The following is a 22,091-nucleotide window of genomic DNA, read 5'->3' as shown; positions in this document are numbered from 1 at the left end:
AAAAGTGTGAATTTTGGCACAAGCGCATGAAAATAAGCCATTTTCAGGCCTCGTATCTTCAAAATGTGTGACTTTTGCATGTTCCGTGCTGTTCCAATGATTCTGCGCCCCGCTCTGGCAAAGGCGATTGCTGGTCTTAGCCCCCAGAATTACAGCGATCTTCGCATGTAGGACAGGCCGCCAATGCAGGCTGCCGCTCAGGCCCATTTTTCGCCCCAGTAACCTCTGATTTACCACGATAACTAGGCATCTTCGCAACCAAACCAGCCTATGCGTTTGCCTATGTCGGGCACGAGTGCATTCTTCATTCTAATCCCAGCGATGTATTTGTTGTTCACGCTGGCTCTGGCGGTGATCGGCTTTGCCGAGCGCCGGCTTGTCTCTGCGCGCTGGGCGACCCTAGGCTTTTTCGTCGCCTTTACCTCGATTCTGGTCGATGGTTACCGCGATCCCACGGGCAGCGAATGGTTCGGCTGGTATGCGGTTGCGACCCATTATCTGCCGCTGCTGATTATGACGCAGGCGTTCCTTTCGCGCCATGGGCGCAACACGACGAATTTTGCGATTGCGCTGACGATCTTCGCCGCGATTTACGTGATGCCTGGGATGGTCTGGACGCCGCCAAATTGGCTGCGCGGGGTGTTTGTGCAGGGTGCCTGCGCGACAATCATCGCCGCCGCCCTGCCGCAATTGTGGCAGTACCGCAAAAAATCTCTGGTCGATGTCATCGCATTTTTCACGATTCTCGCCGCCGCGCTATCCTACTTAGGGCGGACAATCGCTGTTGGTCTCAACCCGATTGGCGAAACGCCGGATGAAATGATCGCCTTTTACGAGGGGCTCCATTTGATCTTCCAATCGGCCAGCGCGCTGATGGGCATGTCGCTGGGCATCGTGCTGGTCATGACGATCGGATACGACATGGTTCGCGGGCGCATGGAAGAGGGCGAGATCGACCCGCTGACCATGCTCGGCAATCGCCGCAAGCTTGATCGCAAGATCGCGCTTGATAAGGCCGGTCGCCGGTCGTTCGGCGCGGTGATGGTGATCGACCTTGATCACTTCAAACGGATCAATGATCGCTACGGTCATGATGGCGGCGATGATGTGCTGCGTGCGGTTGGCAAACGGCTCCGCAGCCTGTTCGACGGATTTGGCTATGTCTTTCGGGTGGGCGGCGAGGAGTTTGTCGTACTGATCGATGAACAGCACGCGCGCGGCGTTTCATCGCTGGCTCTGTCCGCTCGCAAAGCGATATCAGAGCTGAAATTTGAAGGTTACCTCTCCCGCGCAAAGGTAACCGCCAGCGTCGGTTTCCACGTGCGCGTTGGCAAAGACGGCGTGCAGGACGCAATGCAATGCGCGGACCAGGCGCTTTATTGCGCGAAGAATGACGGGCGCGACCGGGTGGTTGGCGCTGTCTACGAACGCGGCCTGCAAATTATGAAAGCGGTGGCGTAAAGACGCGCGGCAGGCATAGGCGCATTTCCTGTTTGTGATTTGCGACGAACGGTGCACCAGATGCACTTGTCCCAGTTCTCGTGCACGCTAAAGCAACGCGATGCACCGACCATTGGCCCGCCAATTGCTCACAATCGCGCTGCTGGTTTCAATCGGCCTGCGCACGGCCTTCGGTGCGCCCTGCTGTTTCACTGGCGATACGCCGTTTGAAGAAACCGCGCCGCATCACACGGTCGCCATGGCTGATCAGCAGCATTCGGGTCACACCGGTCACGCCGCCTCCCATGATCTGCCTGCGCATGATGACGACGTTGCCCTCGGGGGCCACGGCGATCACGGTGATGATCCTTCGGCGAAACCGTGTTGCTCTGCGTGTGGTCCCACCTTGCCAACGGACGCGATAACGATCGCCCTCATGTCCGGCGCCAATTCCTTGCCTCAGCCGGAACCTATCCGTGCGCTTGCAACACGGCCGCCCTTCCCAGCCTACGACGCGACGGGACCACCGCTCCGGATCTGAAATCCAACATTTTCAGATTTAGGAGCTTTCCAATGATTACCGTTTCTCGCGGCCTATTCTTGGCCGCATCTGCTGGCGTGCTCGCCAGCGTCAGCACCCCTATTCTTGCCGATGAAGGCCATTCCGAAACTGGTGGCGGCATCAACGCCCTCGATCATGCCCCGATTGGGGTGATGGGCGACCACCGCCATAACAAGGGGGAGTGGATGATCAGCTACCGCCTTATGCATATGGACATGCAGGGCGCGCAGATTGGTACGGACGATGTCGCACCAGACACCATCGCAACCACCGTTCCCAACCGCTTTTTCGGGGCGCCTGGCCAGCCACCAACGCTGCGGATCGTCCCGACCAGCATGCGCATGGATATGCACATGGCAGGCGTCATGTACGGCTTGTCAGACAGCATCACTTTGATGGCGATGGCCAATTATGTGACCAAAGAGATGGATCACATTACCTATCAGGGCGAAATGGGAACGACCCAGCTCGGCAATTTCCGCACCAACCCAGCAGGCTTTGGTGACACGAAGCTGGCGGCGCTGATTGGACTCACCGACAAAGTGCATATCAATGCAGGGCTCTCGATCCCGACCGGGTCGATCACGCAAACCGATGATATCCTTGCCCCCACGGGCGCTACACCAACTGTTCGCCTGCCCTACCCCATGCAATTGGGCAGCGGCACTTGGGATCTGGAACCGGGCATTACCTACCGGGATCAGAATGACGCCTTCGGCTGGGGTGCGCAGCTACGCGGAACAGTGCGGCTTGGCACCAATGACGAGGGCTATTCCCATGGTGACAGCATCAAAGCAACCGCATGGGTAGCGAAATCGCTGACGCCCGGTGTCGCATTGTCTGGCCGGTTAGTAGCAGAAACGCTTGGCCGGATTGATGGCATCGATCCGAACATCGCCGGCCCGGTACAAACCGCCAATCCGGATTTTTCAGGCGGCGAGAGGATCACTGCCCTGGCGGGCGTGAATTTTGCCGCAACCGGCGGAGCGCTGAGGGGATGGCGTATGGGCTTGGAAGGCGGAATTCCGCTCATCCAAGATCTCAATGGGCCGCAAATGCCCACAGACTTCACGCTCACCCTTGGAGTGCAAAAGAGCTTTTAACGCATAACCGCGCGCGGGTCGCACATCGTTCCGCCGGTGGGGGCGAACGAAGGCGCGTGGTGGGCGGCGCGGCATTTCGGTGCTGCGCCGTCCTACGCTGATGAAGTTGTGAAAATTACATTGAGCCAGCGATCTGGGCAATCTTGCCGTCACGCACCGTGTATTCTGAATAGCCGCAGCACAGTTCACCGCCATTCGCGAGGCGGTAACGCGTGTTAAGATACACATTCGGGCCGCTCATCCCGCTATCAATGATTTCCATCTTAGGCGCACCGGGCCGGAAATTGAGCGCATAGAGCTTGCGCAGCTCGGCGCGGCCCTGCGTGCTGACGCCGTTGACCGTCACAATCGCGTCAGGCGTAAACGTCGCCAGGAATTTGTCGATATTGCCGGTGCGGTACGCGTTCACATGCGCCTGAATGGCGCGCGCATCCGCAGCCACGGCCGCTTCGCTGGCTGCATCCGTGCTCGCAGTGCTTTCTGCGTCGCCCGGCTGCGCATCCGCGCCATCAGAAGCCGCCGCGTTACCGCCAGCCTGCTCTGACTGCGCCCATGCGGCTGGCCCCGCGAACAACAGGCCCGCAGCGGCCAATCCCAGAAATTTGCGCATAATTCCCTCCAGAATAGTCGAAACTGTGCGAGCTTGGCGCGCAATCGTTTACTTTTCGTTCTCGCTCCGACATTTCTCTGATCCGTGACCACCGACGCCCCCACCCCGCTTAGCCTACCGGCCTTGCACGCCAGCCATTCTGGCAATTGGCTGCGCTCGCCCGGCGGTGAGACAGGGGCCGTGTCAAAAGGCGATGCGATCATGGCGGCGGCAGACACGCCGGTGCTAATCCTCAACGCACCGCTGGTCGCCAACCGGCTGGGCTATCCCGATCTGTCCGGGCTCGACCTGCTTGAATTGTTCGCCTTCGTCCATCCAGCGCGGTTTTGCGTGCCGACCCCGCGCGGCCTCGCGCAGGCCTTGGAGATCGACGAACCGGCGGCGGACGAGGATGTGCCCGCATTCTTGCAGACCGCCGGGGCCGCTTTGATCGCCGCTTGTGAGGATCCCGAGTGGTTTGAGCGCGAAGGCGCGTGGAGCGTACTACAATCACTGGAGCGGCTGCGCTGGCAATGGGCGGGCGTGATCAAGCCGCATATTGCGCGCCCGCAAAAGGCGGAAAAATGGCTGTTCGCAAAGCTGCCCGAATGGGAGGAAGCAGCCGAACGCGCGCCGCCGCGCCAGGTTGATCTGCCCCCAGAGGCGGTGCTGCAGCAGCTCGATCAGCTGACCGGCGAAGGCTCCGAAAAGCGCGAGGGTCAGCAGGCCTATGCAAAGGACGCCGCGCGCATTTTCTCCCCGCGTGACAAGCGCGAGGTGCCGCATCTGGCGCTGGCGCAGGCGGGCACCGGTATCGGCAAGACATTGGGCTATCTCGCGCCTGCATCCTTATGGGCGGGCGCGGCAGGCGGGACCGTTTGGGTCTCTACCTTTACCAAGAACCTGCAGCGGCAATTGCGCAGCGAAAGCCGGCGCGCATGGCCCGCGAAACGCCCGGATGGAACGCCGCCCGTTGTGGTGCGCAAGGGCCGCGAGAATTACCTCTGCTTGCTCAATCTGGAGGACGCGCTGCAAGGCGGCTTTTCCGGGCGCCCCGCGATCCTGGCGCAATTGGTCGGGCGCTGGGCGGCGTTTAGCCAAGACGGCGATATGATCGGCGGCGATTTGCCCGGCTGGCTCGGCACATTGTTCCGCAAACGCGGGATCGCAGCCCTGACCGATCAGCGCGGCGAGTGTGTCTATGCCGGGTGCCCGCATTACCGCAAATGCTTCATTGAACGCGCCAGCCGCAACAGCGCGCAGGCCGACCTCGTCATCGCCAACCATGCGCTCGTCATGGTCAATGCCGCGCGCGGCCGCGATCACGCCATGCGCCCCACCCGCATCGTCTTTGACGAGGGGCACCATGTGTTCGAAGCGGCTGATTCGACCTTCGCCGCCGTCTTGTCCGGCCAGGAAGCGATTGAGCTGCGCCGCTGGATACTGGGCCCGGAACGCAAAAATCGCGGGCGCAGACGCGGGCTGTCTGCGCGCCTCGCCGATATCGCCAGCTATGATGACGAGGGCGGCATTGCGATTGAAGACGCGGTGGAAGCGGCGACTTTACTGCCCGCTGATGGCTGGCTCCAACGCCTTAATGAGGGCGAACCCGCTGGTCCGCTGGAGGCGCTGCTCGCTCAGGTGCGCGCGGCAACCTATGCCCGCGATGAAAGCGGCGGGGTTGATGCGGGCTATGGAATTGAGACCGAGGCATCGGGCCTGCCGGGTGAATTGATAGAGGCCGCCGGGGTCGCGGGCGAAGCGTTGGCGAACATTCGCACCCCGCTCATTAAGCTCGGCACCCGGCTGGAGGCGATCATGGCGGACCCGCCGGATTGGCTCGATGGTCAGGGACGCCAGCGGATCGAAGGCGCGCGGTTCTCCTTAAGCTGGCGAATAGATCTGCTCGGCGCATGGGCCGCTTTGTTGGAGCGGCTGGGCGGACCGGCGGACCCGGAATTCGTCGATTGGCTGTCGGTCGAGCGTAGCGATGCGCGCGAGTTTGACATTGGCATTCACCGCCGCTGGCTCGACCCTATGAAGCCCTTTGCAAAAACCGTGCTGGAGCCTGCCCACGGCGTCATGCTGACCAGCGCCACGCTGACCGACCGGGTCAGCGAAGAAGCGAGCGAGACCGAGGCATGGGCACCCGCCATCGCCCGCTCTGGCGCGGAATACATAGAGAGCGAGCCGCTGATGTCGGCGGCGACCAGCCCGTTTGATTACGCGAACCGCGCCGAGGTTTTGATCGTCACCGATATCAAGAAAGGCGATTTACCCGGCCTTGCGGGAGCCTACTCAAAACTGATCGAGGCATCGGATGGCGGCGTGCTCGGCCTGTTCACCGCGATCCGCCGTATGCGCGCGGTGCATGGCCGGATTGCAGACCGACTCGCCCGGGCAGGCTTGCCGATTTATGCTCAGCATGTTGACCCGATCGACACCGGCACTTTGGTCGATATCTTTCGCGATGATCCGCGCGCCAGCCTGCTCGGCACAGATGCCCTGCGCGACGGCGTGGACGTGCCGGGGCGCTCGCTCCGATGCGTGGTGATGGAGCAAGTGCCATGGCCGCGGCCCGACATCTTGCACAAGGCCCGCCGCGCCGCCGGACAGGGGAGCAAATATGACGACCGGATCATCCGTGCGCGCCTGGCTCAGGCATTTGGCCGGTTGATCCGAGGCAAGGACGATGCGGGCCACTTTGTGGTGCTCTCCGCCGCCTTCCCCAGCCGCCTGCTCAGTGCCTTTCCCGAAGGCACACCGGTCACGCGCCTGACCCTGGACGAGGCATTGGAGCGGATCAAAGCGGGTGCGCCCAGCGGCGCCCCCGCGACCGAAGCGGCACCCTCCCCCGCGCCTGATGATATTGGCGACGACTACATCCCATTCGGCTAGGCCCTGACCCTAAAGCTTCGCATACGAATGCGGGCACAAAATTCCTGAGACGCAGGCCGCTTGCGATGCGCAATTGCTTTACACAGGCATAATTGCCGTGTTGAGAGGAGCCGATGAAACTGCTCGGGCTCCTCCGCCATGCAAAGTCCGATTGGGACGACATGGCCAAGCGTGATTTTGACCGCACGCTCAATGATCGCGGGCGCAAAGGCGCAGGCGTGATCGGCGCGCATATCAAGGATCACGGGATCGCGTGGGACACCCTGATCGCCAGCCCTGCGGAGCGGGTAAAACGCACGATTGAAGTCTCACTCCCCAAGCTAGAGCCAGTGTTTGACGACCGGCTCTATCTCGCCAGCTCTGAAACCATTCTTGAAGTGGTGGAGGAACATGGCGGCGCGCATGACAAAGTGCTGATCTCAGGTCACAATCCCGGCCTGCAGGAAGTGCTGTTCGACCTCGTCTCGCCAGCCCGCGAAAACGATCTGTTCAAAGAAGCCTCGGTGAAGTTTCCGACCGCGACCTATGCCGTCCTCGAATGCGAGATTGACGATTGGTCAGACCTGAAAAAGCACTGCGCGACGCTGATCCATTTCGCTCGCCCGCGCGATCTGGACCCGGACCTCGGGCCAGAATTCTAGGGCGAGCTTTGCGTTTATCAGGCTTGATATCTGAGAGCTAAGGCTTGGGTTGGCTCTCATGTTCTTCCATCCATAGCGAAAAAAGCTTCATCGCAGCATCCAGATTGCCCCTGACTTCATCCAGTTCAGGCGATTGGCAGCCAAGCAATATGTCATACGCGAAGGGAGCAGATCCCGCTGGTGGAGGATCCAGCTTTACAGTTACTTTGCTCAATCGGGCATTTGCCGAGGGTAATGTGCAAGGCTGTTCCAAAGCTGCCTTGATTTGAGCCTCGTCTACAAGCGCGGCGATCTGCTGCGCTTTATCTTCGTCCACGGAGAAGTAGGACGTTTTGGGAAATGTTCTGACGCAGATGGAGCAGAGTGTGTAGTGAACGAACACGTCATAGCTTCCATCGTTGCGCCTCATCGAAACGGAATTGACCACATCGCGAGGCGCAAACCCAGCTCCCCCGCCAATAGCCCACCCACCACTATAGGCGATGCTCCATGAGGTTATTTCTCTTTCCCGTTCTGTCGCGTTTGCTGCCTCTGGGGCGACCAAGAATACCGAGCTTAGTGCCGCCAGACAGGCGAGAAGCGGGAAAACCACTAAATTGAATTTTTTGAACATCTTGTTCCCCTACGCAAAAGCGGTGTTCTTCACGAGTAAGCCCAAATTCCGGTGTTCCCAGTGACAACGACGAGTGCTGGGTCAACCGACGCTTGTGACTTGATCCGGAGTCCCGCAGTCCGCCGACCGCCTGTAGAGCTCTGTATCAGGTCCTGAATTGAGAAGCTAAGCCACCGCATCCATTAACAGCGCTGAAACAGTGCCTATCCCGTCAGCGGGCAGCTCACACAAGGCAGGAGCGCTCTTAATGGAGGACCGCATCTAGCCCAGCACCTTGCGCGGCCCCGCGCCCTTCGCGGCCAAGTGATCCCCGCGATTGTAGAGCTCGCATTTCTTCAGGCTCAAGCAGCCGCAGCCAATGCAACCATCCAGCGTGTCGCGCGTACGCTCTAGCTGAGCGATCTTGGCGTCCAGCTCTGCGCGAATAGACTTGCTGATCGCGTTCCAATCGCGCGCGTTCGGTGTGCGTCCCAGCGGCAATTTTGCGAGCTGATGCTCAATCTCACCCAGCGCCAGACCCAATTGCTGAGCGATCAGAATGAAGCTCAAGCGGCGAATGTCAGAGCGCAGGAAGCGGCGCTGATTGCCGCTGGTCCGGATCGGCTCCACCAGCCCGCGCTCTTCATAAAACCGGATCGCAGACACCGACAGCCCCGTGCGGCGCGCCATCTCGCCAATCGGGATCAGATCACTTTTGCGCAGCGTCTTGGCGCGTGTTTGATCGGTCATATTCAACCTTTCTCAAAATAGCTTGACCTCAACTTAGCTTGAGGTTGCAGAATTGTGAAGTTCGGTAATTCGGGCCTCGTCGCCAAGGCGCAGCCGGCCCTCCCATCACCCGCGAAAGAAACGGGCAAATCGACCCAAATCAAACAGGAGGCAGGTATGCCAAAAGGACAAATTGAACACGCCAATATCTCGGTGACGGATCCTGAACGCAGCGCCGATCTGTTCAAGCAATTGCTCGGCTGGCGAGAGCGCTGGCGCGGCCCCAGCCAAAAATATGGCCGCTCAATCCATGTTGGCGACCCAGAAAATGGTCAGACCTATCTCGCGCTTTACACCGGTGATCATGTGACCGGCGATTACTCCAAGGGGGAGCCGCTCAACCATATCGGCCTGCTCGTGGATGATCTGGCGGCGGCGGAAAAAGTGGTCGCGGGCGTAGGCCTCAAACCCTTTGGCCATGACGATTATGAGCCGGGCAAACGCTTCTATTTCTTCGACTGGGACGGGATCGAATTTGAAGTGGTCAGCTATGCAGCGGAGGCCGCGTCATGAACGAGCCAATGCTGCGTGAACCCATGTTCGGCCCGCCGCCTGACCGTCAGAACAAGCTCGATTGCACTGGCTTGGAGACTTCGCCCGCGCCGCTCACCTTGCGGGTCCAGCTCTCATCCGTGTGGTCAATCGTAATGGCCCCGTTCCAGGCTCGGCAAAGGCCAAAAGCCTCCGACGGAGAGCCGGACAGCCAGACGCTGTAATCTTCGCGCCGCAGTACCACGGGCATCCGGCTGTGCACCTCTGCGGCTGGCCCAGCGCTGTCGGTCATCACCATGGAGTAGCAATTGCCCCACTCGTCGCTTTGCCGCCACACGCCCGCACAGGCGAACAATTCGCTATCGGGCAGCGACATCCATGTCCGCGTCATCGCCCCTTTGGCCCCTTGCGCCTCCGCCCATGCGGTGACCGGGATCAAGCAGCGGCGCTCTTCAAATGACGCCCGCCAGAAATAGCTTTTGAGCTTGTCTTGGCGGGCGTTGTTCACCGGCTTGGGCTTGAGCGGCTTGCCGCTCTTGCCCTTCATCACCAATGGAAAGCCCCAGCTCATCTGGGTGAGCTTCCCCTCGGCCACTACTGCGCCGGGATATCCGGGATAGACCTCGCTGCCGAAATTCGCGCCGCCCAATGCTTCGATCGCCGCAAACCAATTGGCCACCTCGACGTTGCCCTTGGTCATGCGGTAGAGGTTGCACATTACCTGCGCGCCTTACGCATTGCCGACCACAAAGCACGCCGCCGCCATCAGCGCGCCTGCCAAGCGATTGGAGCGAAACCGGGCGAGCGGGTTCTCAGGGTCTTCGGGATCGAGGGTGGAAACCTGCCACAGCAGATGCAAAGCGACCGGCACCAGCGCGAGCAAGGCAATCCAGTCTGGCCGGTACAGCCAGAACCCAAGCGCCCACAGCGCGATGGTCGCGGCGTAAAATCCCGCGACCCCGCCCTTCACTTTGGCGCCCATGCGCAAAGCGGATGAGCGGATGCCAACCAGCGCATCGTCTTCGCGGTCCTGCAAGGCATAGATCGTGTCGAACCCAATCACCCAGGCGATACAGCCCGCATAGACGGCGGCGAGCATGTCCCAATTGTCGAAGCGCAGGTTCACCCAGCCGACCAGAAGCCCCCAAGTGAACACCATGCCCAGCCACGCCTGCGGCCACCAGGTGATGCGCTTCATAAACGGATAGGCTGCGACCAAGGCAAGGCTGGCCAAGGCGACCAATTGCGCCTCAAGCCTGAGTTGCAGGAGCACCACAAGACCGACCAGACACAGCGCGATCAGCCAGGCCCACGCCGACTTTTTCGAAATGCGCCCGCTCGCCACCGGGCGTAGAGCCGTACGCTCAACCTGCTTATCGAGATCAGCATCGACGATATCATTGTAGACACAGCCCGCGCCGCGCATTGCAATCGAGCCCAGCAACATCCAGCCGAGCAGCGCAAATTGCGCCCCCGCCCCAGCCAGCCAAACGCCAAACACGCAGGGCCAAAACAGCAGCCACCAGCCGATCGGTCTGTCAAAACGCGCCAGTTGCGCCAGATCACGCGGCACTTGCGGCAGGCGGGCTATAAGGCCGCGATGCTCGCTATCAGGGACGATGTTCTCACTCACACTTGCTCACTAGCGGCGGGCGCGACTAGTGCAAAGCCATGACAGCAACACATGATCCAAAAACCCCCGCCTGGCCCCCGCGCAGCGCCCCGCGCCTGTTTGTCGAGGACGCGCTTTCTATCGGGGCGGTGCTGAGGCTGGACGGCAATCAGGGGCATTACCTCGCCCGGGTCATGCGCGTTGGCGCAGACGATGCTGTGATCCTGTGCGACAATGTGACCGGAGAATGGGCCGCCCGGGTGGTGGATGCTGGCAAGCGGGATGTGACGCTGGAGGTCGCAGAGCAGCTGAGGGCGCGTGAAGACGTGCCCAATCTGTGGCTGTGTCCGGCCCTCCTAAAGAAAGACCGCTTCGACATGGTGCTGGAGAAAGCAACAGAGCTGGGCGCGGCGCGGATCCAGCCGGTCATAACGCGTCGCTGCGTCGCAGATAAGCTCAATCTGGACCGCGCCCGGGCGCTCACCATCGAGGCTGCGGAGCAATGCGCTCGCACTGCCCTGCCCGAATTGGAGGCCCCGCTGAAACTAGAGGCGATGCTGCGCGATTGGCCCACGGACCGCGCGCTGTTCTTCGCGGATGAGACAGGCGGTGAACTCGCGGCTGATGCCTTCGTCTATCACGACGGCGCAGCGGCCATTCTAATCGGTCCAGAAGGCGGGTTTGACAATGCAGAGCGTGAGGCCATTCGCGCCCACCCGCAGGCAACAGCCATCAGCCTGGGCCCACGCATTTTACGCGGAGAAACCGCCGCAATCGCCGCTCTATCGGTGTGGATGGCAGAGGCCGGTGACTGGGACGGGGTAGAATGACTTGCTTGCACAAAACTCAATTTTATCTTCCCAGCAGCAATTGGGTTTTCTAAGGCAACTCGCATGAGCACGCGCGAGGCCAGTGGGGATCAAGACCCCATCATCGAATCCATCGACCAATTGGTTGCCCCAATGATTGGCGGCGAGAAGCCCAAAGGCGACTGGCGGATCGGCACCGAGCATGAAAAGCTCGTCTATAAGCGCGATGATTTGCGCGCACCGTCCTATGATGAGCCCTGCGGCATCCGCGACATGCTGATGAATATGCGTGAGTTCGGCTGGGAGCCGGTTGAGGAAAACGGCAATGTCATTGCGCTGAAGGGCGCGGATGGCGCGGTTAGCCTGGAGCCTGCGGGTCAGCTGGAATTATCGGGCGCGCCGCTCACCAATCTGCACCAAACCTGCGCAGAAACCGGTCGCCATCTTGAGCAAGTCAAGCAAGTGGGCGAGCGCTGCGGCGTTGGGTTCCTCGGCCTTGGCATGTGGGCGGACAAGACCCGCGAAGAACTGCCCGTGATGCCTAAAGGCCGCTATGGCATCATGATGCGGCACATGCCGAAAGTCGGCAATCTCGGCCTCGATATGATGCTGAGAACCTGCACCATTCAGGTCAATCTCGACTATTCGTCAGAGGCCGATATGGCGCAGAAATTCCGCACCGGTCTGGCGCTGCAACCGCTGGCGACGGCGCTGTTTGCGAACTCGCCATTCACGGAGGGCAAGCCCAACGGATATCTGTCTTTTCGCAGCCATATCTGGTCCGACACCGATCCGCATCGCACTGGCATGCTGCCGTTCGTGTTTGAGGATGGCTTTGGCTATGAGCGCTGGGCGGAATATATGCTCGATGTGCCGATGTATTTCGTGTTTCGCGACGGGAAATATATCGATGCGGCGGGCCAATCCTTCCGCGATTTTCTGGACGGCAAACTCCCCGCTCTACCCGGCGAACGCCCGACGCAAAGCGATTGGTGGGACCATCTCTCGACCGCCTTCCCAGAAGTGCGCCTCAAGAGCTTCCTAGAAATGCGCGGCGCCGATGGCGGCCCGTGGAGCCGAATTTGCGCCCTGCCCGCGTTCTGGGTCGGCCTGCTGTATGACCAGGGGGCCCTCGATGCCGCATGGGATCTGGTCAAAGACTGGTCAATGGAAGAGCGCGCGGCGCTGCGCGATGGCGCACCGAAACTGGCGCTCGACACCCCGCTGCCCGGCGGAAAAGGCACGATGCAGGATTTGGGCCGCGACGTTCTGGCAATTGCGCGGCAAGGCCTCAAATCGCGCGCTGCGCTCAATTCCAGCGGCGACAATGAAACCGGCTTCCTCGAAACGCTCGATGAAATCGTCGCCAGCGGCAAAGTGCCAGCCCAGCGCCTGCTCGATCTCTATCATGGCGAGTGGAACGGCGACATCACCCGCGTCTACGAACACAGCTTCTAGTTGGATCCTATTCGGCGGGTTCCGCGGCCGCGCCTTCGGCACTGCGCCGTCCGCGGCGAAGTGCAAAGCGCTTGAGCCGTGCAAGGCGCGAGGTGATGACCCCGTGCACTTCCATCCAGTCGTAATACTCGCGGTACTTCGGATCCTCGGCCAGCAGATGCGCCTCTTCCGTGCGCGCGCGCCAATAGTAGATTGCATTCACTGCCAGCAGGAAGAACGTGTTGCGGATCGCATCCGTCATCGATCCATTGGTGACGAGAAACGGCATGACCGAGCACCACCAGAACAGGTTCTTGCTGAGATACGCCGGGTGCCGGGTAAAGCGATACGGCCCATTGGTCAGCACGCCGCGATAGGTGAGATTGGAGAAGCGAATGCCAAACGCGACCGTCGCCCAGGCATAAACCCCGGTGAGGAAGACGAGCCACACGGCCCAAGCCCACAGCATCGCCGAATTGCCATCAAACCAGTGCCCCCAGCCTGCGACATTGTGTTCGTAGCTAAGCACCTGACCATTGCCGATAATGCCCCACACAAACGGCGGATAGCAGATCAGCGCCGCCAGCCAGCCAGCGAGAAACGGATTGCCAGAGCGGATGTGCGCATCGAGCGGCCGCATGGTGAAGAGATAGCCAACCGTGCCGATCTGCACGTCGATCACAAACAGCAGGGCGATCAGGATCAAGCCCAGCTCAACCGGATTGCTGACAATCGCGGCGATATCCGCCTCGACAATCTGCGCCCAGCCGCCGGGCAAAATGGAGATCATAAAAGCGCCGAAGAAGCCCTTGATAATCCACGCGCGCCAGTGCTTTTTGACCTGCTCTAGGTCGGACGCCTCACGCCCGATCAGCATGGCCCCAAAATGCCATGCGCCATCGCGCGGATTGACCATGTAGCTATCGAGCCAGATCACATAAGGCACGGACAGCACCACCAGCGGAATAGCCGCAAATGCCAGCACTTCCATAGCGAACAGATACTGCCCGCTCCAATACCACCGCGCGAGGCAATACAGCCCGCCGATAATGGCCCAGGTCGCCCATAGCCCGGCGATCTTCACAATCGACACATCGAGAATGTCGGACACCGCGCGCTTGTTCGACCAATCAAGCCCGGTTGAGGGGCGCAAATGCACTCGGTCAACCAAGACAGACCAAATCGCCATTGGTCCAGCGGTGAACAGCATCGCAGTCAGCGCCGCATAGGGACCAGACAATACGCCGCGCTGGCCAGGCAGGTTCAGAAAATCAGCGGTGATCGGGTAAGTGCGGCAGAACAGCAGCCATACGAACAGGCCCAGCAGACCGGCCAGACCAACGCCAGCAGACACGTCACTGGCAGGCAAAACCTTGGCCTGCGTCAGGGCATTATCGCCGATATCGTTCGCGGTCGCACTCATGGAGCTTCGCCCCTAGCGCGAATGAGTTAACAGCTTTGATAGATTGAGCGCGCCGTCCCGCTTAGGAACAGCGCGCCTCAAATGGTTAACGTGCCTGCCGCAGGTTCGCGGCCTGTTGGCTTACCTCCAAGCGTGAATTGTGCCGCTATCGTCGAGCAAATACAGCATGTTATCTGCCACGATGGGCGGCAGGCTGACCGGATCTTTGAGTTCTGCAAACGCCTGGGCTGAACCCTCGCCCGTGCTAACCCGGTAAAGCGCACCGCGCGAGCTTGCGACCCACAATTGACCGCCAGCCAAAACCGGGCCGGTCCAGAAGATCGCATCCTTCTTCTTTTCTTCGTCGCGGAAGCTTGGCAGCTGAGTGATCCAACGCACGCGCCCAGTTGAACGCGCAATCGCCAGCAGGCGCGCATCATCGGTAAGGGTGAAAATCCACTCCCCCGCAATCGACGGGGTGGAGATACCCGCTAGGTTCAGTTCCCAAATGCGCTGTCCAGTGACCAGCTCATAAGCGGCCATCCGCCCGCCTTGGCCAAGTGCATAAACGCGGCCAGAATCGATGATCGGATCGGCGTCAATATCGGTCAGCGAGCCAACCTGGGTCGAGATATTCGTGCGCGACAGCGCATCAGACCACAAGGTGCGGCCATTCTCATAGCGATAGGCCGACAATTCGCCGCTGGAATAGCCAGCGATCACTGTGCCCTGGCCAGCCGCCGGGGCCGCCACGCCGAATACGCCCGCCTGCGTTGCTGAACCCGAATCGTTCCACAGCAGTTCGCCAGAGTTCGCATCAAGCGCGATCACTTGGTTGTCCTGCGTCATCACATAAACTTGGCCGAACGCAATCGTTGGCGAACCGCGCAGCGGGCCTGAAGGTTTAACGCTCCAGATCACTTCGCCAGTGTCTGCGTTCAGCGCCTTTACATCGCCCGTGCCATTGGTCGCATAGACCCGGCCGCCAGCATAGCTGACCCCGCCGCCAAAGGCCGCGGAGCGCAAATTGTCTTCCATCGATGGCGCGACTTCCCAGCGCTGAGCGCCAGTCTTCGCATCGAAACTGTGGATCGCCCCGTCAGAGCCAACCGCAAACAGCGAGCCGCCGCCAACAACCGGGGCTGCGGCGAGCCGCACGCGGTCGGTTGCGCCAGCGATACTGGCGGTCCACGCCTTTGTCGGTGTTTCAGACAATGTGAGGTGGCCGTATGATTTCGCTGCGGAGCCGCCAACCTGCGCCCATTCGGTGTTGGTCTGCGCCGGAGGCAGCACCACGGTCACTTGAGCCAAGGTCGGATCAACGCTTGCCCCGCTCTCAATCCGCGAAAGGATCGGAGTGCGCTCGCCAATGGTTGGGGTCGCCTTTTTATCGCCGCCGCCGAACAGGCCGCCGCTGCAACCGCTCAAGACAGCAGCTATTGCGCCGCCGAGAAGAGCCATGCGTGTTGTGTGTTTAACCGTCGTCATCATCCGTCCAATCAGACCATTTGTGCCGCGAAAATCCGCGCACCCTATCCCTATTGCAATTCGCTTTACGGCCCCGTTGGTGCGCCAGCAGGCGCGCCCACAGGAGCTCCACCGTCAGGATCCAGAACGCCTTCTTCAACGAGCAGTTCTTCTGGATCTTCGATTGCGTCCACACCCAGCAGACCGGCCATTTGCCGGGCGCGGGCTTGCAGTGTTTCTGGCACGCCGTCTTGCTTCGCAATCGCCGCGAACATCGCGCCGGCTGCCGCATCATCGCCGGCCTTCATATGCGCCATCGCGGTCAGCTCGCCCGCGCTGCCAAAAAAGGCATTGCCGGGGACAGCCAAATCGCTGAGCTTGGCGATCACATCGGCCGGCTCGCGCTCATCAAAATTGCTGGCAACTTCGCGAATAGTGGCGAGGCTGCGCAAGGCGGGCGGCGCGTCTGCATCAGCGGCCAATTGACCGAACAATTCAACCGCTTTCGCCGTGTCACCTTGCTCCAGAGCCGCGCTGGCTTGCAGCATCAGCGCGCTTGCCTGAGCGCCAGGGCCGCTATCAGCGGGCAGCTCTGATGCCACTTCGCTGGCTGCGGCGAATTCGCCAGCCTCGGCCTGATCCAGCGCCCGGGTCAGCAATTCTGATTGCTCCTCAAGCGCCTTTTCCTGCTGGCTATCCCAAAACAGATAGCCGCCAAAAGCGAGCAGAATCGCCGTCACACCGCCGATTAGAACGGTGCCGTATTTCTTGCCGAATTGCTCCAAATCATCCTTGCGAACGGCCTCATCGATCTCGCGCAGAATGACTTCGTCTTCTGCCGCTTTCTTTGCTGCCTTATCGTCTTTAGGAGATTTTCCGTCAGTAGGGTTCAGCGCCACGGGGGCCCTTTCCAAAATGCGTTGGTTCTTTAGCTGACCGCGCTTTTAGGGGCGCATTGCAGCAACCGCAATGGCCGTTGCAGCCTGTCCCCATAGTTGAGCGGATTGGAGTTGAACCGCAGGTTAAGCAAGCGCGCGGCCTGGGCGGTTAAATCTCGCGCCCCATCGCGCTGGAATAGAGCGCGCGGTAGCTTTCAATCATGCGCGCACGGTCAAACTGAGCCAGCGCTTTCTTGCGATTGGCCTCGCCAATTTCGCTGCGCAATTCCAGCTTTTCGGCCAGTTCCTTGAGCATATGGCCGAGCGCAGCCGCGTCACCCGGCACACAGATGAAAGGATGATTGGCCTCGCTCACAATGCTGCGGATGTCGCCAACATTGGGCGCGGCAACGGGCACACCCGCCGCCATTGCCTCGACTACGGAGAGCGGGAATTGCTCGCTCTTGGAGGACAATGCGAAAATATCGAATAGGCCCACGGCGCTTGCCGGATCGGCGACTTTGCCGGGCAGGTGCACACGGTGGCTGATCTCTAACTTATCTGCGGCGGCGCGAATTGCGTCTTTGTCTGGCCCCTCGCCTAGGATGACCAGCTGCCAGTTTTCAGGCAGACCAGAAAACGCCTCAACCAGCATGGTCAGCTGTTTTACCGGGCGCAGTCCAGCGAGCGTGCCGACCCATTGCTCGCCCTTGTGTTTCACCACCCGCAGCGCATCGGCACGTGGCGTGTTGGCAAAGGACAAGGTGTCCACCCCGTTAGGAATCCGCACAATGCGAGAGGCCGGCTGATCCCACACCTCGGCTGCAATTTTCTCCAGCGTGCGCGAAGGCACGACGAGACCTGCCGCTTTGCCCAAAGCGATCCGGCGATACCAATTGCGCCGCCTTTTCAGCTCTTTCGCCTCGTCCTCGTTGAAGCCATCCTCATGGTGGATCAACGGCGGCAGATCGAAGGCATTGCTGAACGCGGTGCGCGCCATCACCACATCCATCGCCCCCCAATTATAGGTCAGCACGAGATCATAGGGCAGCATCGCGCGCGCGATCTTTTGCAAGCGCGACGGCGATGGCCAGCCGGTGAGCGATGGGAAGTCTTTGGGAAAATCAACCGCCACGCCCTTTGCGATGCTATCTTTCGCGCCGAGTCGATCCGGCACGCCAGAGACAATCGAATGCCTGAGCTTGCCGCCAAAGGCGTTCATCAGGCCCGTCGCGCGCAGCTCTTTGCCGCCCGGCGCAAATGTTGAATGGCAATGCAAAACGCGCAGCACAGTGCTGCTTTTGCTCGCTTTCTTGCTCATGCGGTTTGTCCCAGCAGAGCATCAATCGCAGCGCGCGCTTCCGGCTCATCGAGCGTCGGCGCGTGGCCGACGCGCGGCACAGTCACACTCGTCATTGCAGAATGCTTTGCCGCCATTTTGGAAACTGTCTCCACCGACAGGAGGTCGGACAATTCGCCGCGCACCAATACCATTGGCACACTGCTTAGCGCCTCAAAGGCCGGCCACAGATCAGGCGGGGCGGCATTGCCCGGCTCGCTGAACGGATCCGCGATCGCCATGTCGTAATCATAGCTGATTCGGCCATTCTGGCTCACCACCATTGTGCGCTTCGCCATCGCCAACCACTGATCGAGATCATAGTCGGGAAAGGCGACGCTGTGCACACTCTGCATCGAGCGCGCGGCATGCATCCATGTGGGATAGCTGCGCTGCTGACCGACATAGCCGCCAATCCGCTCCAGACCTGCCGGATCAATCTCCGGCCCGATATCATTCAGCAATGCGGCTGCGATCCGGCCCGCATCTTTGCTGGCCATCATCATCGTCATCAGCCCGCCCATTGAGGTGCCGATGGCGATGAAGCGCTCAATCCCCTCCTCGCTCAGCAGTTTTTCCACGTCGGCGACGTAGGTGACGGGCGAATAGCTGGCGGAATTGGACGCATGATCGCTCATTCCACGCCCGCGCATCTCCGGCACAATCACACGGTGTGTGGCCGCCAAATGCTCAGCCAAGCCTTCAAAATCACGCGCATTACGGGTCAGGCCATGCATGCACAGAATCGGCGGGCGAGCGCCGTCGCCATCCCCCGCATCGGGGCCAGCGTAATCGCGGTAATGCAGGGTGAGGCCGTCGCTGCTGGTCCAGTAGCGGTCCTGGTAAAGGCTCTCCATGAGCGGGCATTAATCCTTCAAATGCAGTCTTTATTGCCAGGTGACGCTTGCGCCGCTGGCTGCTTGCGCCCACTTATCGCGGCATGCGAGCCGAACCGCAAGCCGCCGATTATCGGCCCGACACTGCAATTGATGCGCTGGCCGATTGGCTGGGCTCTCCGGTGCGCCCTGCTGACTTTCCCAAGACTGAGATACGCTTTCGCAATGATCGCTGGGCGGCGGCGGTCGGATTGTCGGACCTAAGCGATGATCAATGGACCGCGCATTTCGCCCGGTTTGAACCGCTCGAGGGCAACCTTAAGCAGCCGCTCGCGCTGAAATATCACGGCCACCAGTTTCGCAATTACAATCCTGACATTGGCGATGGACGCGGCTTTCTGGCGGCTCAGCTGCGCAGCAGCGATGGCCGTTTGCTCGATCTGGGGACCAAGGGCACAGGCCCCACCCCCTACAGCCGCAATGGCGATGGTCGGCTGACGCTGAAAGGCGCGGTGCGCGAAGTACTGGCGACCGAAATGCTGGAGGCTCTGGGCGTCAACACATCCAAGACCTTCTCGGTGATTGAGACAGGCGAACAGCTGTGGCGTGATGACGAACCCTCTCCCACCCGATCAGCCATGATGGTGCGGCTGTCGCATTCACACGTCCGCATCGGCACGTTCCAGCGACTACTCGCCCATGAAGAGCCTGAGCAAATGCAGGCGCTTATCAGCTATTGCTTGGATCATTTCCCCGGTCCAATGCCGCCCGATGATGCGCCCGGTCGCGATGAGCCAGCGATTATCCTGATGCATCAGGTGGTCGAGCGAATGGCTGACCTGGCCGCCAGCTATATGGTCGCGGGCTTCGTCCACGGCGTGCTCAACACCGACAACATGAATGTGACGGGCGAGAGCTTTGACTATGGCCCATGGCGCTGGCTGCCGACGTGGGATCCGAGCTTTACCGCAGCCTATTTCGATCATGGGGGTCTCTATGCCTTTGGCCGACAACCAGAGGCCCTGCATTGGAATTGCGGGCAATTGGCGGTTGCCCTGCGGTTGGTGGCGGATAGCGAGCCACTGATCGCGGCGCTCAATCGCTATGGCGAGCTTTATATGCAGGCGGTCGCGCGCCGTTGGTGCTGGCGATTGGGCTTGGAGCCGCGCGGGACGGAGGCGGACACTCAGCTTGTTGCAGCCTGCGAGAAGTCCATGCGCGAGCAGAACGCTCAGCCTGATGTGTTCTTCTTTGCGCATCGCGGCGGACGCGGAGCAGACGGTGAACTGGCCGACGCCTTTGCCGGTTATGAGCCCGTTAGCAGCGAGCATTCCTATTGGCAGGGTGACGCCGCGCAAACCATGCTGGTCGAAGATGTTGAAGCGATCTGGGCGGCGATCGATGAGGGTGACGATTGGGGGCCGTTCCACGTAAAAATTGCCGCGCTGCGCGAGATGGGCAGCGCGCATGGCGAAGCGCCAAGACCAGCCGGCTCCTAACAGTTTACACTGGTTTCGAATGCGCTAACCAAACCCCTATAAACTCTTGATTTCCCGATAGGTGGCACTGCGCAGGGCGGTGCTTTGGCAATTTTCATTCAAATGCTGATAAAAGGGTTGTGCTCGAAATGTGCCTGCCCCCTATCTTTTCGCGAATATTGCAATTAACGGAAGTCACGAGCTTGGGGGAAGCCAGGGTATCGCGGTGTGAACGGGCATGTGAAAAAGCCTGACGCGGCGCGGTAATGTAAAATCTGGACGTGAGTAAAAGTCTGCACAGTGACTGACAAAACCTACACATCATATGCGCCAGCCACGGGCGAAGAAATCTGGAGCGGCGCAGCGAGTGACGTTGATGAGGCGGTCAGCCGCGCTCGGCGAGCTTGGCCGGGATGGGCCGCGACACCGCTGGCCGTGCGAATTGAGACCATGCGCCGTTTCGTCAATGAAATGCGCACTCGCTCAGAGGACATGGCGGCTCTGATCGCCAAAGAAACTGGCAAACCCCTTTGGGAAGCGCGCACCGAAGTCGATGCGGTGATGAACAAGGTCGAAATTTCGGCCAATGCCTATAGCGAGCGCACCGGGCGCAAACGCTTGGACAGCGCGCTGCAAGGCACCTCCGCCGTTCGGCACAAGCCCCACGGGGTTATGACCGTTCTGGGGCCTTACAATTTCCCGGCGCATCTCCCTAATGGCCACATTGTGCCGGCCCTGATCGCGGGCAATGTGATTGTCTTTAAGCCCTCGGAAAAAACGCCTGCTGTCGGCCAGGCCTTGGTCGATTGCTTCCATGCGGTGGGCGTTCCAAAGGACGTTCTGCAAATGGTTGTCGGCGGACCTGACGAAGGCAAAGCGCTGGTTGGACACGGCGGCGTGGACGGCGTGCTGTTCACTGGCTCTGCGCAGGTTGGCATTGCGATCAATCGCCGCCTCGCCTCCAACCCAGGCAAGATTGTCGCGCTGGAAATGGGCGGCAACAATCCGCTGGTCGTCACAGATACGCCGCTGCTCTCAGACGCAGCTTCGCTGATCGTGCAAAGCGCCTTCACCACCGCCGGGCAAAGATGCACAGCGGCGCGGCGGCTGATCATCACTGAAAGCATGTACGATCCGTTGATGGAGGAGCTGCTGAAGCTCACCGGCAAGCTGATCGTTGATGAGCCCTTTGCTGATCCCCAACCGTTCATGGGCTGCGTGATCGACAATGATATCGCAGATAAGCTGGCACAGGGCTTTTTGGCTTTGGTCTCGCAAGGCGGCAAACCTCTGGCGCATCTGAAGCGTCCAGATGCGAAGAAACCGTTCCTAACCCCCGGCATTATCGACACGACCGAGGTCGAAGATCGCCCGGATATCGAGATGTTTGGCCCGATCCTGCAAGTGATCAAAGTGCCTGACCTCGATCTCGCCATTGCAGAGGCCAACAACACCCGCTTTGGTTTGTCGGCGTCGCTCATTGGCGGCGATCCCGATGATTTTGGCCGATTTTGGGCCAACGTCCGGGCAGGGATTATCAATTGGAACCGCCCGACCAATGGCGCATCATCGTCTCAGCCGTTTGGCGGGATTGGCCTGTCGGGCAACCACCGTCCAGCGGCCTTTTACGCAGCGGATTACTGCGCCTATCCCGTGGCGAGCACGGAAATGGAGCAGCCGCGCGCCAATGTCGCGATTGGCCTGAAGGATTAGCGCAAAGCGCCTGC

The 22,091-nt window shown here is 60.4% G+C and carries 20 protein-coding genes; 9 read left to right on the top strand and 11 right to left on the bottom strand.

Annotation, left to right across the window (positions count from 1 at the left end):
* Positions 1-282: 282 nt before the first annotated feature.
* Positions 283-1,461 carry a GGDEF domain-containing protein gene (locus AC0V6V_RS13440; protein ID WP_486166372.1) on the top strand — a complete coding sequence of 393 codons (1,179 nt, stop codon included), beginning with the start codon at positions 283-285 and terminating at the stop codon, positions 1,459-1,461.
* Positions 1,462-1,609: 148 nt separating this feature from the next.
* Here the strand turns inward: AC0V6V_RS13440 and AC0V6V_RS13435 are convergent, their stop codons facing one another.
* The gene (locus AC0V6V_RS13435; protein WP_486165845.1) at positions 1,610-1,798 is read right to left on the bottom strand and encodes a hypothetical protein; all 189 of its coding nucleotides are present in this window, start codon (positions 1,796-1,798) and stop codon (positions 1,610-1,612) included.
* Positions 1,799-2,013: 215 nt separating this feature from the next.
* Here AC0V6V_RS13435 and AC0V6V_RS13430 point away from each other — a divergent pair, with 215 nt between their 5' ends.
* Complete coding sequence (locus tag AC0V6V_RS13430) at positions 2,014-3,105, top strand: transporter family protein (RefSeq protein ID WP_486165844.1); 1,092 nt, start codon at positions 2,014-2,016, stop codon at positions 3,103-3,105.
* A gap of 115 nt (positions 3,106-3,220) precedes the next feature.
* Here AC0V6V_RS13430 and AC0V6V_RS13425 read toward each other — a convergent pair whose 3' ends face one another.
* Positions 3,221-3,715: a nuclear transport factor 2 family protein gene (locus AC0V6V_RS13425; RefSeq protein ID WP_486165843.1), complete on the bottom strand. Its 495-nt coding sequence runs from the start codon at positions 3,713-3,715 to the stop codon at positions 3,221-3,223.
* 201 nt (positions 3,716-3,916) lie between these two features.
* Here AC0V6V_RS13425 and AC0V6V_RS13420 point away from each other — a divergent pair, with 201 nt between their 5' ends.
* Together AC0V6V_RS13420 and AC0V6V_RS13415 are read left to right on the top strand one after the other, a co-directional pair.
* A complete protein-coding gene (locus AC0V6V_RS13420; protein WP_486166104.1) occupies positions 3,917-6,592 on the top strand; it encodes an ATP-dependent DNA helicase in 2,676 nt (891 codons plus the stop codon).
* 113 nt (positions 6,593-6,705) lie between these two features.
* Entirely contained in the window at positions 6,706-7,233 is a 528-nt protein-coding gene (locus tag AC0V6V_RS13415; RefSeq protein ID WP_486165842.1) for a SixA phosphatase family protein, read from the top strand.
* 37 nt (positions 7,234-7,270) lie between these two features.
* Here the strand turns inward: AC0V6V_RS13415 and AC0V6V_RS13410 are convergent, their stop codons facing one another.
* Positions 7,271-7,846, bottom strand: a complete 576-nt coding sequence (locus tag AC0V6V_RS13410) for a hypothetical protein (RefSeq protein ID WP_486166371.1) — start codon at positions 7,844-7,846, stop codon at positions 7,271-7,273.
* Between the two features lie 261 nt (positions 7,847-8,107).
* Positions 8,108-8,575, bottom strand: coding sequence for a redox-sensitive transcriptional activator SoxR (gene soxR, locus AC0V6V_RS13405; RefSeq protein ID WP_486165840.1), 468 nt, complete (start codon positions 8,573-8,575; stop codon positions 8,108-8,110).
* A gap of 156 nt (positions 8,576-8,731) precedes the next feature.
* Here soxR and AC0V6V_RS13400 point away from each other — a divergent pair, with 156 nt between their 5' ends.
* Positions 8,732-9,127 (top strand): VOC family protein, encoded by a 396-nt coding sequence (locus tag AC0V6V_RS13400; RefSeq protein ID WP_486165839.1) that lies wholly within the window; start codon positions 8,732-8,734, stop codon positions 9,125-9,127.
* Between the two features lie 46 nt (positions 9,128-9,173).
* Here the strand turns inward: AC0V6V_RS13400 and AC0V6V_RS13395 are convergent, their stop codons facing one another.
* Together AC0V6V_RS13395 and ubiA are read right to left on the bottom strand one after the other, a co-directional pair.
* Positions 9,174-9,824 carry an SOS response-associated peptidase gene (locus AC0V6V_RS13395; RefSeq protein ID WP_486165838.1) on the bottom strand — a complete coding sequence of 217 codons (651 nt, stop codon included), beginning with the start codon at positions 9,822-9,824 and terminating at the stop codon, positions 9,174-9,176.
* A 12-nt stretch (positions 9,825-9,836) separates the two neighbouring features.
* Entirely contained in the window at positions 9,837-10,739 is a 903-nt protein-coding gene (ubiA, locus tag AC0V6V_RS13390; protein ID WP_486165837.1) for a 4-hydroxybenzoate octaprenyltransferase, read from the bottom strand.
* Positions 10,740-10,777: 38 nt separating this feature from the next.
* Here ubiA and AC0V6V_RS13385 point away from each other — a divergent pair, with 38 nt between their 5' ends.
* Positions 10,778-11,548, top strand: coding sequence for a 16S rRNA (uracil(1498)-N(3))-methyltransferase (locus AC0V6V_RS13385; protein WP_486165836.1), 771 nt, complete (start codon positions 10,778-10,780; stop codon positions 11,546-11,548).
* A 63-nt stretch (positions 11,549-11,611) separates the two neighbouring features.
* Positions 11,612-12,985, top strand: a complete 1,374-nt coding sequence (locus AC0V6V_RS13380; protein ID WP_486165835.1) for a glutamate--cysteine ligase — start codon at positions 11,612-11,614, stop codon at positions 12,983-12,985.
* A 7-nt stretch (positions 12,986-12,992) separates the two neighbouring features.
* On the opposite strand, the gene AC0V6V_RS13375 is transcribed toward AC0V6V_RS13380, so the two are convergent.
* The 5 genes from AC0V6V_RS13375 to AC0V6V_RS13355 form a co-directional block, all read right to left on the bottom strand.
* The gene (locus AC0V6V_RS13375) at positions 12,993-14,387 is read right to left on the bottom strand and encodes a methyltransferase family protein (RefSeq protein ID WP_486165834.1); all 1,395 of its coding nucleotides are present in this window, start codon (positions 14,385-14,387) and stop codon (positions 12,993-12,995) included.
* A gap of 120 nt (positions 14,388-14,507) precedes the next feature.
* Entirely contained in the window at positions 14,508-15,854 is a 1,347-nt protein-coding gene (locus tag AC0V6V_RS13370) for an outer membrane protein assembly factor BamB family protein (protein ID WP_486165833.1), read from the bottom strand.
* A 65-nt stretch (positions 15,855-15,919) separates the two neighbouring features.
* On the bottom strand, positions 15,920-16,732 hold the full coding sequence (locus AC0V6V_RS13365) for a tetratricopeptide repeat protein (RefSeq protein WP_486165832.1): 813 nt from the start codon (positions 16,730-16,732) through the stop codon (positions 15,920-15,922).
* Between the two features lie 148 nt (positions 16,733-16,880).
* Entirely contained in the window at positions 16,881-18,032 is a 1,152-nt protein-coding gene (locus AC0V6V_RS13360) for a glycosyltransferase (RefSeq protein WP_486165831.1), read from the bottom strand.
* Positions 18,029-18,907: an alpha/beta fold hydrolase gene (locus AC0V6V_RS13355; RefSeq protein WP_486165830.1), complete on the bottom strand. Its 879-nt coding sequence runs from the start codon at positions 18,905-18,907 to the stop codon at positions 18,029-18,031. The genes AC0V6V_RS13360 and AC0V6V_RS13355 overlap by 4 nt, the downstream gene beginning before the upstream one ends.
* Positions 18,908-18,990: 83 nt before the next feature.
* On the opposite strand from AC0V6V_RS13355, the gene AC0V6V_RS13350 reads away from it, so the two are divergent.
* Together AC0V6V_RS13350 and astD are read left to right on the top strand one after the other, a co-directional pair.
* Positions 18,991-20,385 (top strand): protein adenylyltransferase SelO family protein, encoded by a 1,395-nt coding sequence (locus AC0V6V_RS13350; RefSeq protein ID WP_486165829.1) that lies wholly within the window; start codon positions 18,991-18,993, stop codon positions 20,383-20,385.
* A gap of 279 nt (positions 20,386-20,664) precedes the next feature.
* Positions 20,665-22,077 carry a succinylglutamate-semialdehyde dehydrogenase gene (gene astD, locus AC0V6V_RS13345; RefSeq protein ID WP_486165828.1) on the top strand — a complete coding sequence of 471 codons (1,413 nt, stop codon included), beginning with the start codon at positions 20,665-20,667 and terminating at the stop codon, positions 22,075-22,077.
* Positions 22,078-22,091: the final 14 nt, after the last annotated feature.

Source organism: Erythrobacter sp. S249, from assembly GCF_057364975.1.
Note: the sequence above shows the minus strand (reverse complement) of the source record. Positions and strands in the feature narration are given on the sequence as shown.

Bases quoted from the DNA above. Each gene is read 5' to 3' on its own strand.
- AC0V6V_RS13440 (WP_486166372.1), top strand. From the start codon at position 283: ATGTCGGGCACGAGTGCATTCTTCATTCTAATCCCAGCGATGTATTTG.
- AC0V6V_RS13430 (WP_486165844.1), top strand. From the start codon at position 2,014: ATGATTACCGTTTCTCGCGGCCTATTCTTGGCCGCATCTGCTGGCGTG.
- AC0V6V_RS13425 (WP_486165843.1), bottom strand. From the start codon at position 3,715: ATGCGCAAATTTCTGGGATTGGCCGCTGCGGGCCTGTTGTTCGCGGGG.
- AC0V6V_RS13420 (WP_486166104.1), top strand. From the start codon at position 3,917: ATGGCGGCGGCAGACACGCCGGTGCTAATCCTCAACGCACCGCTGGTC.
- AC0V6V_RS13415 (WP_486165842.1), top strand. From the start codon at position 6,706: ATGAAACTGCTCGGGCTCCTCCGCCATGCAAAGTCCGATTGGGACGAC.
- AC0V6V_RS13410 (WP_486166371.1), bottom strand. From the start codon at position 7,846: ATGTTCAAAAAATTCAATTTAGTGGTTTTCCCGCTTCTCGCCTGTCTG.
- soxR (WP_486165840.1), bottom strand. From the start codon at position 8,575: ATGACCGATCAAACACGCGCCAAGACGCTGCGCAAAAGTGATCTGATC.
- AC0V6V_RS13400 (WP_486165839.1), top strand. From the start codon at position 8,732: ATGCCAAAAGGACAAATTGAACACGCCAATATCTCGGTGACGGATCCT.
- AC0V6V_RS13395 (WP_486165838.1), bottom strand. From the start codon at position 9,824: ATGTGCAACCTCTACCGCATGACCAAGGGCAACGTCGAGGTGGCCAAT.
- AC0V6V_RS13385 (WP_486165836.1), top strand. From the start codon at position 10,778: ATGACAGCAACACATGATCCAAAAACCCCCGCCTGGCCCCCGCGCAGC.
- AC0V6V_RS13380 (WP_486165835.1), top strand. From the start codon at position 11,612: ATGAGCACGCGCGAGGCCAGTGGGGATCAAGACCCCATCATCGAATCC.
- AC0V6V_RS13375 (WP_486165834.1), bottom strand. From the start codon at position 14,387: ATGAGTGCGACCGCGAACGATATCGGCGATAATGCCCTGACGCAGGCC.
- AC0V6V_RS13370 (WP_486165833.1), bottom strand. From the start codon at position 15,854: ATGACGACGGTTAAACACACAACACGCATGGCTCTTCTCGGCGGCGCA.
- AC0V6V_RS13360 (WP_486165831.1), bottom strand. From the start codon at position 18,032: ATGAGCAAGAAAGCGAGCAAAAGCAGCACTGTGCTGCGCGTTTTGCAT.
- AC0V6V_RS13355 (WP_486165830.1), bottom strand. From the start codon at position 18,907: ATGGAGAGCCTTTACCAGGACCGCTACTGGACCAGCAGCGACGGCCTC.
- AC0V6V_RS13350 (WP_486165829.1), top strand. From the start codon at position 18,991: ATGCGAGCCGAACCGCAAGCCGCCGATTATCGGCCCGACACTGCAATT.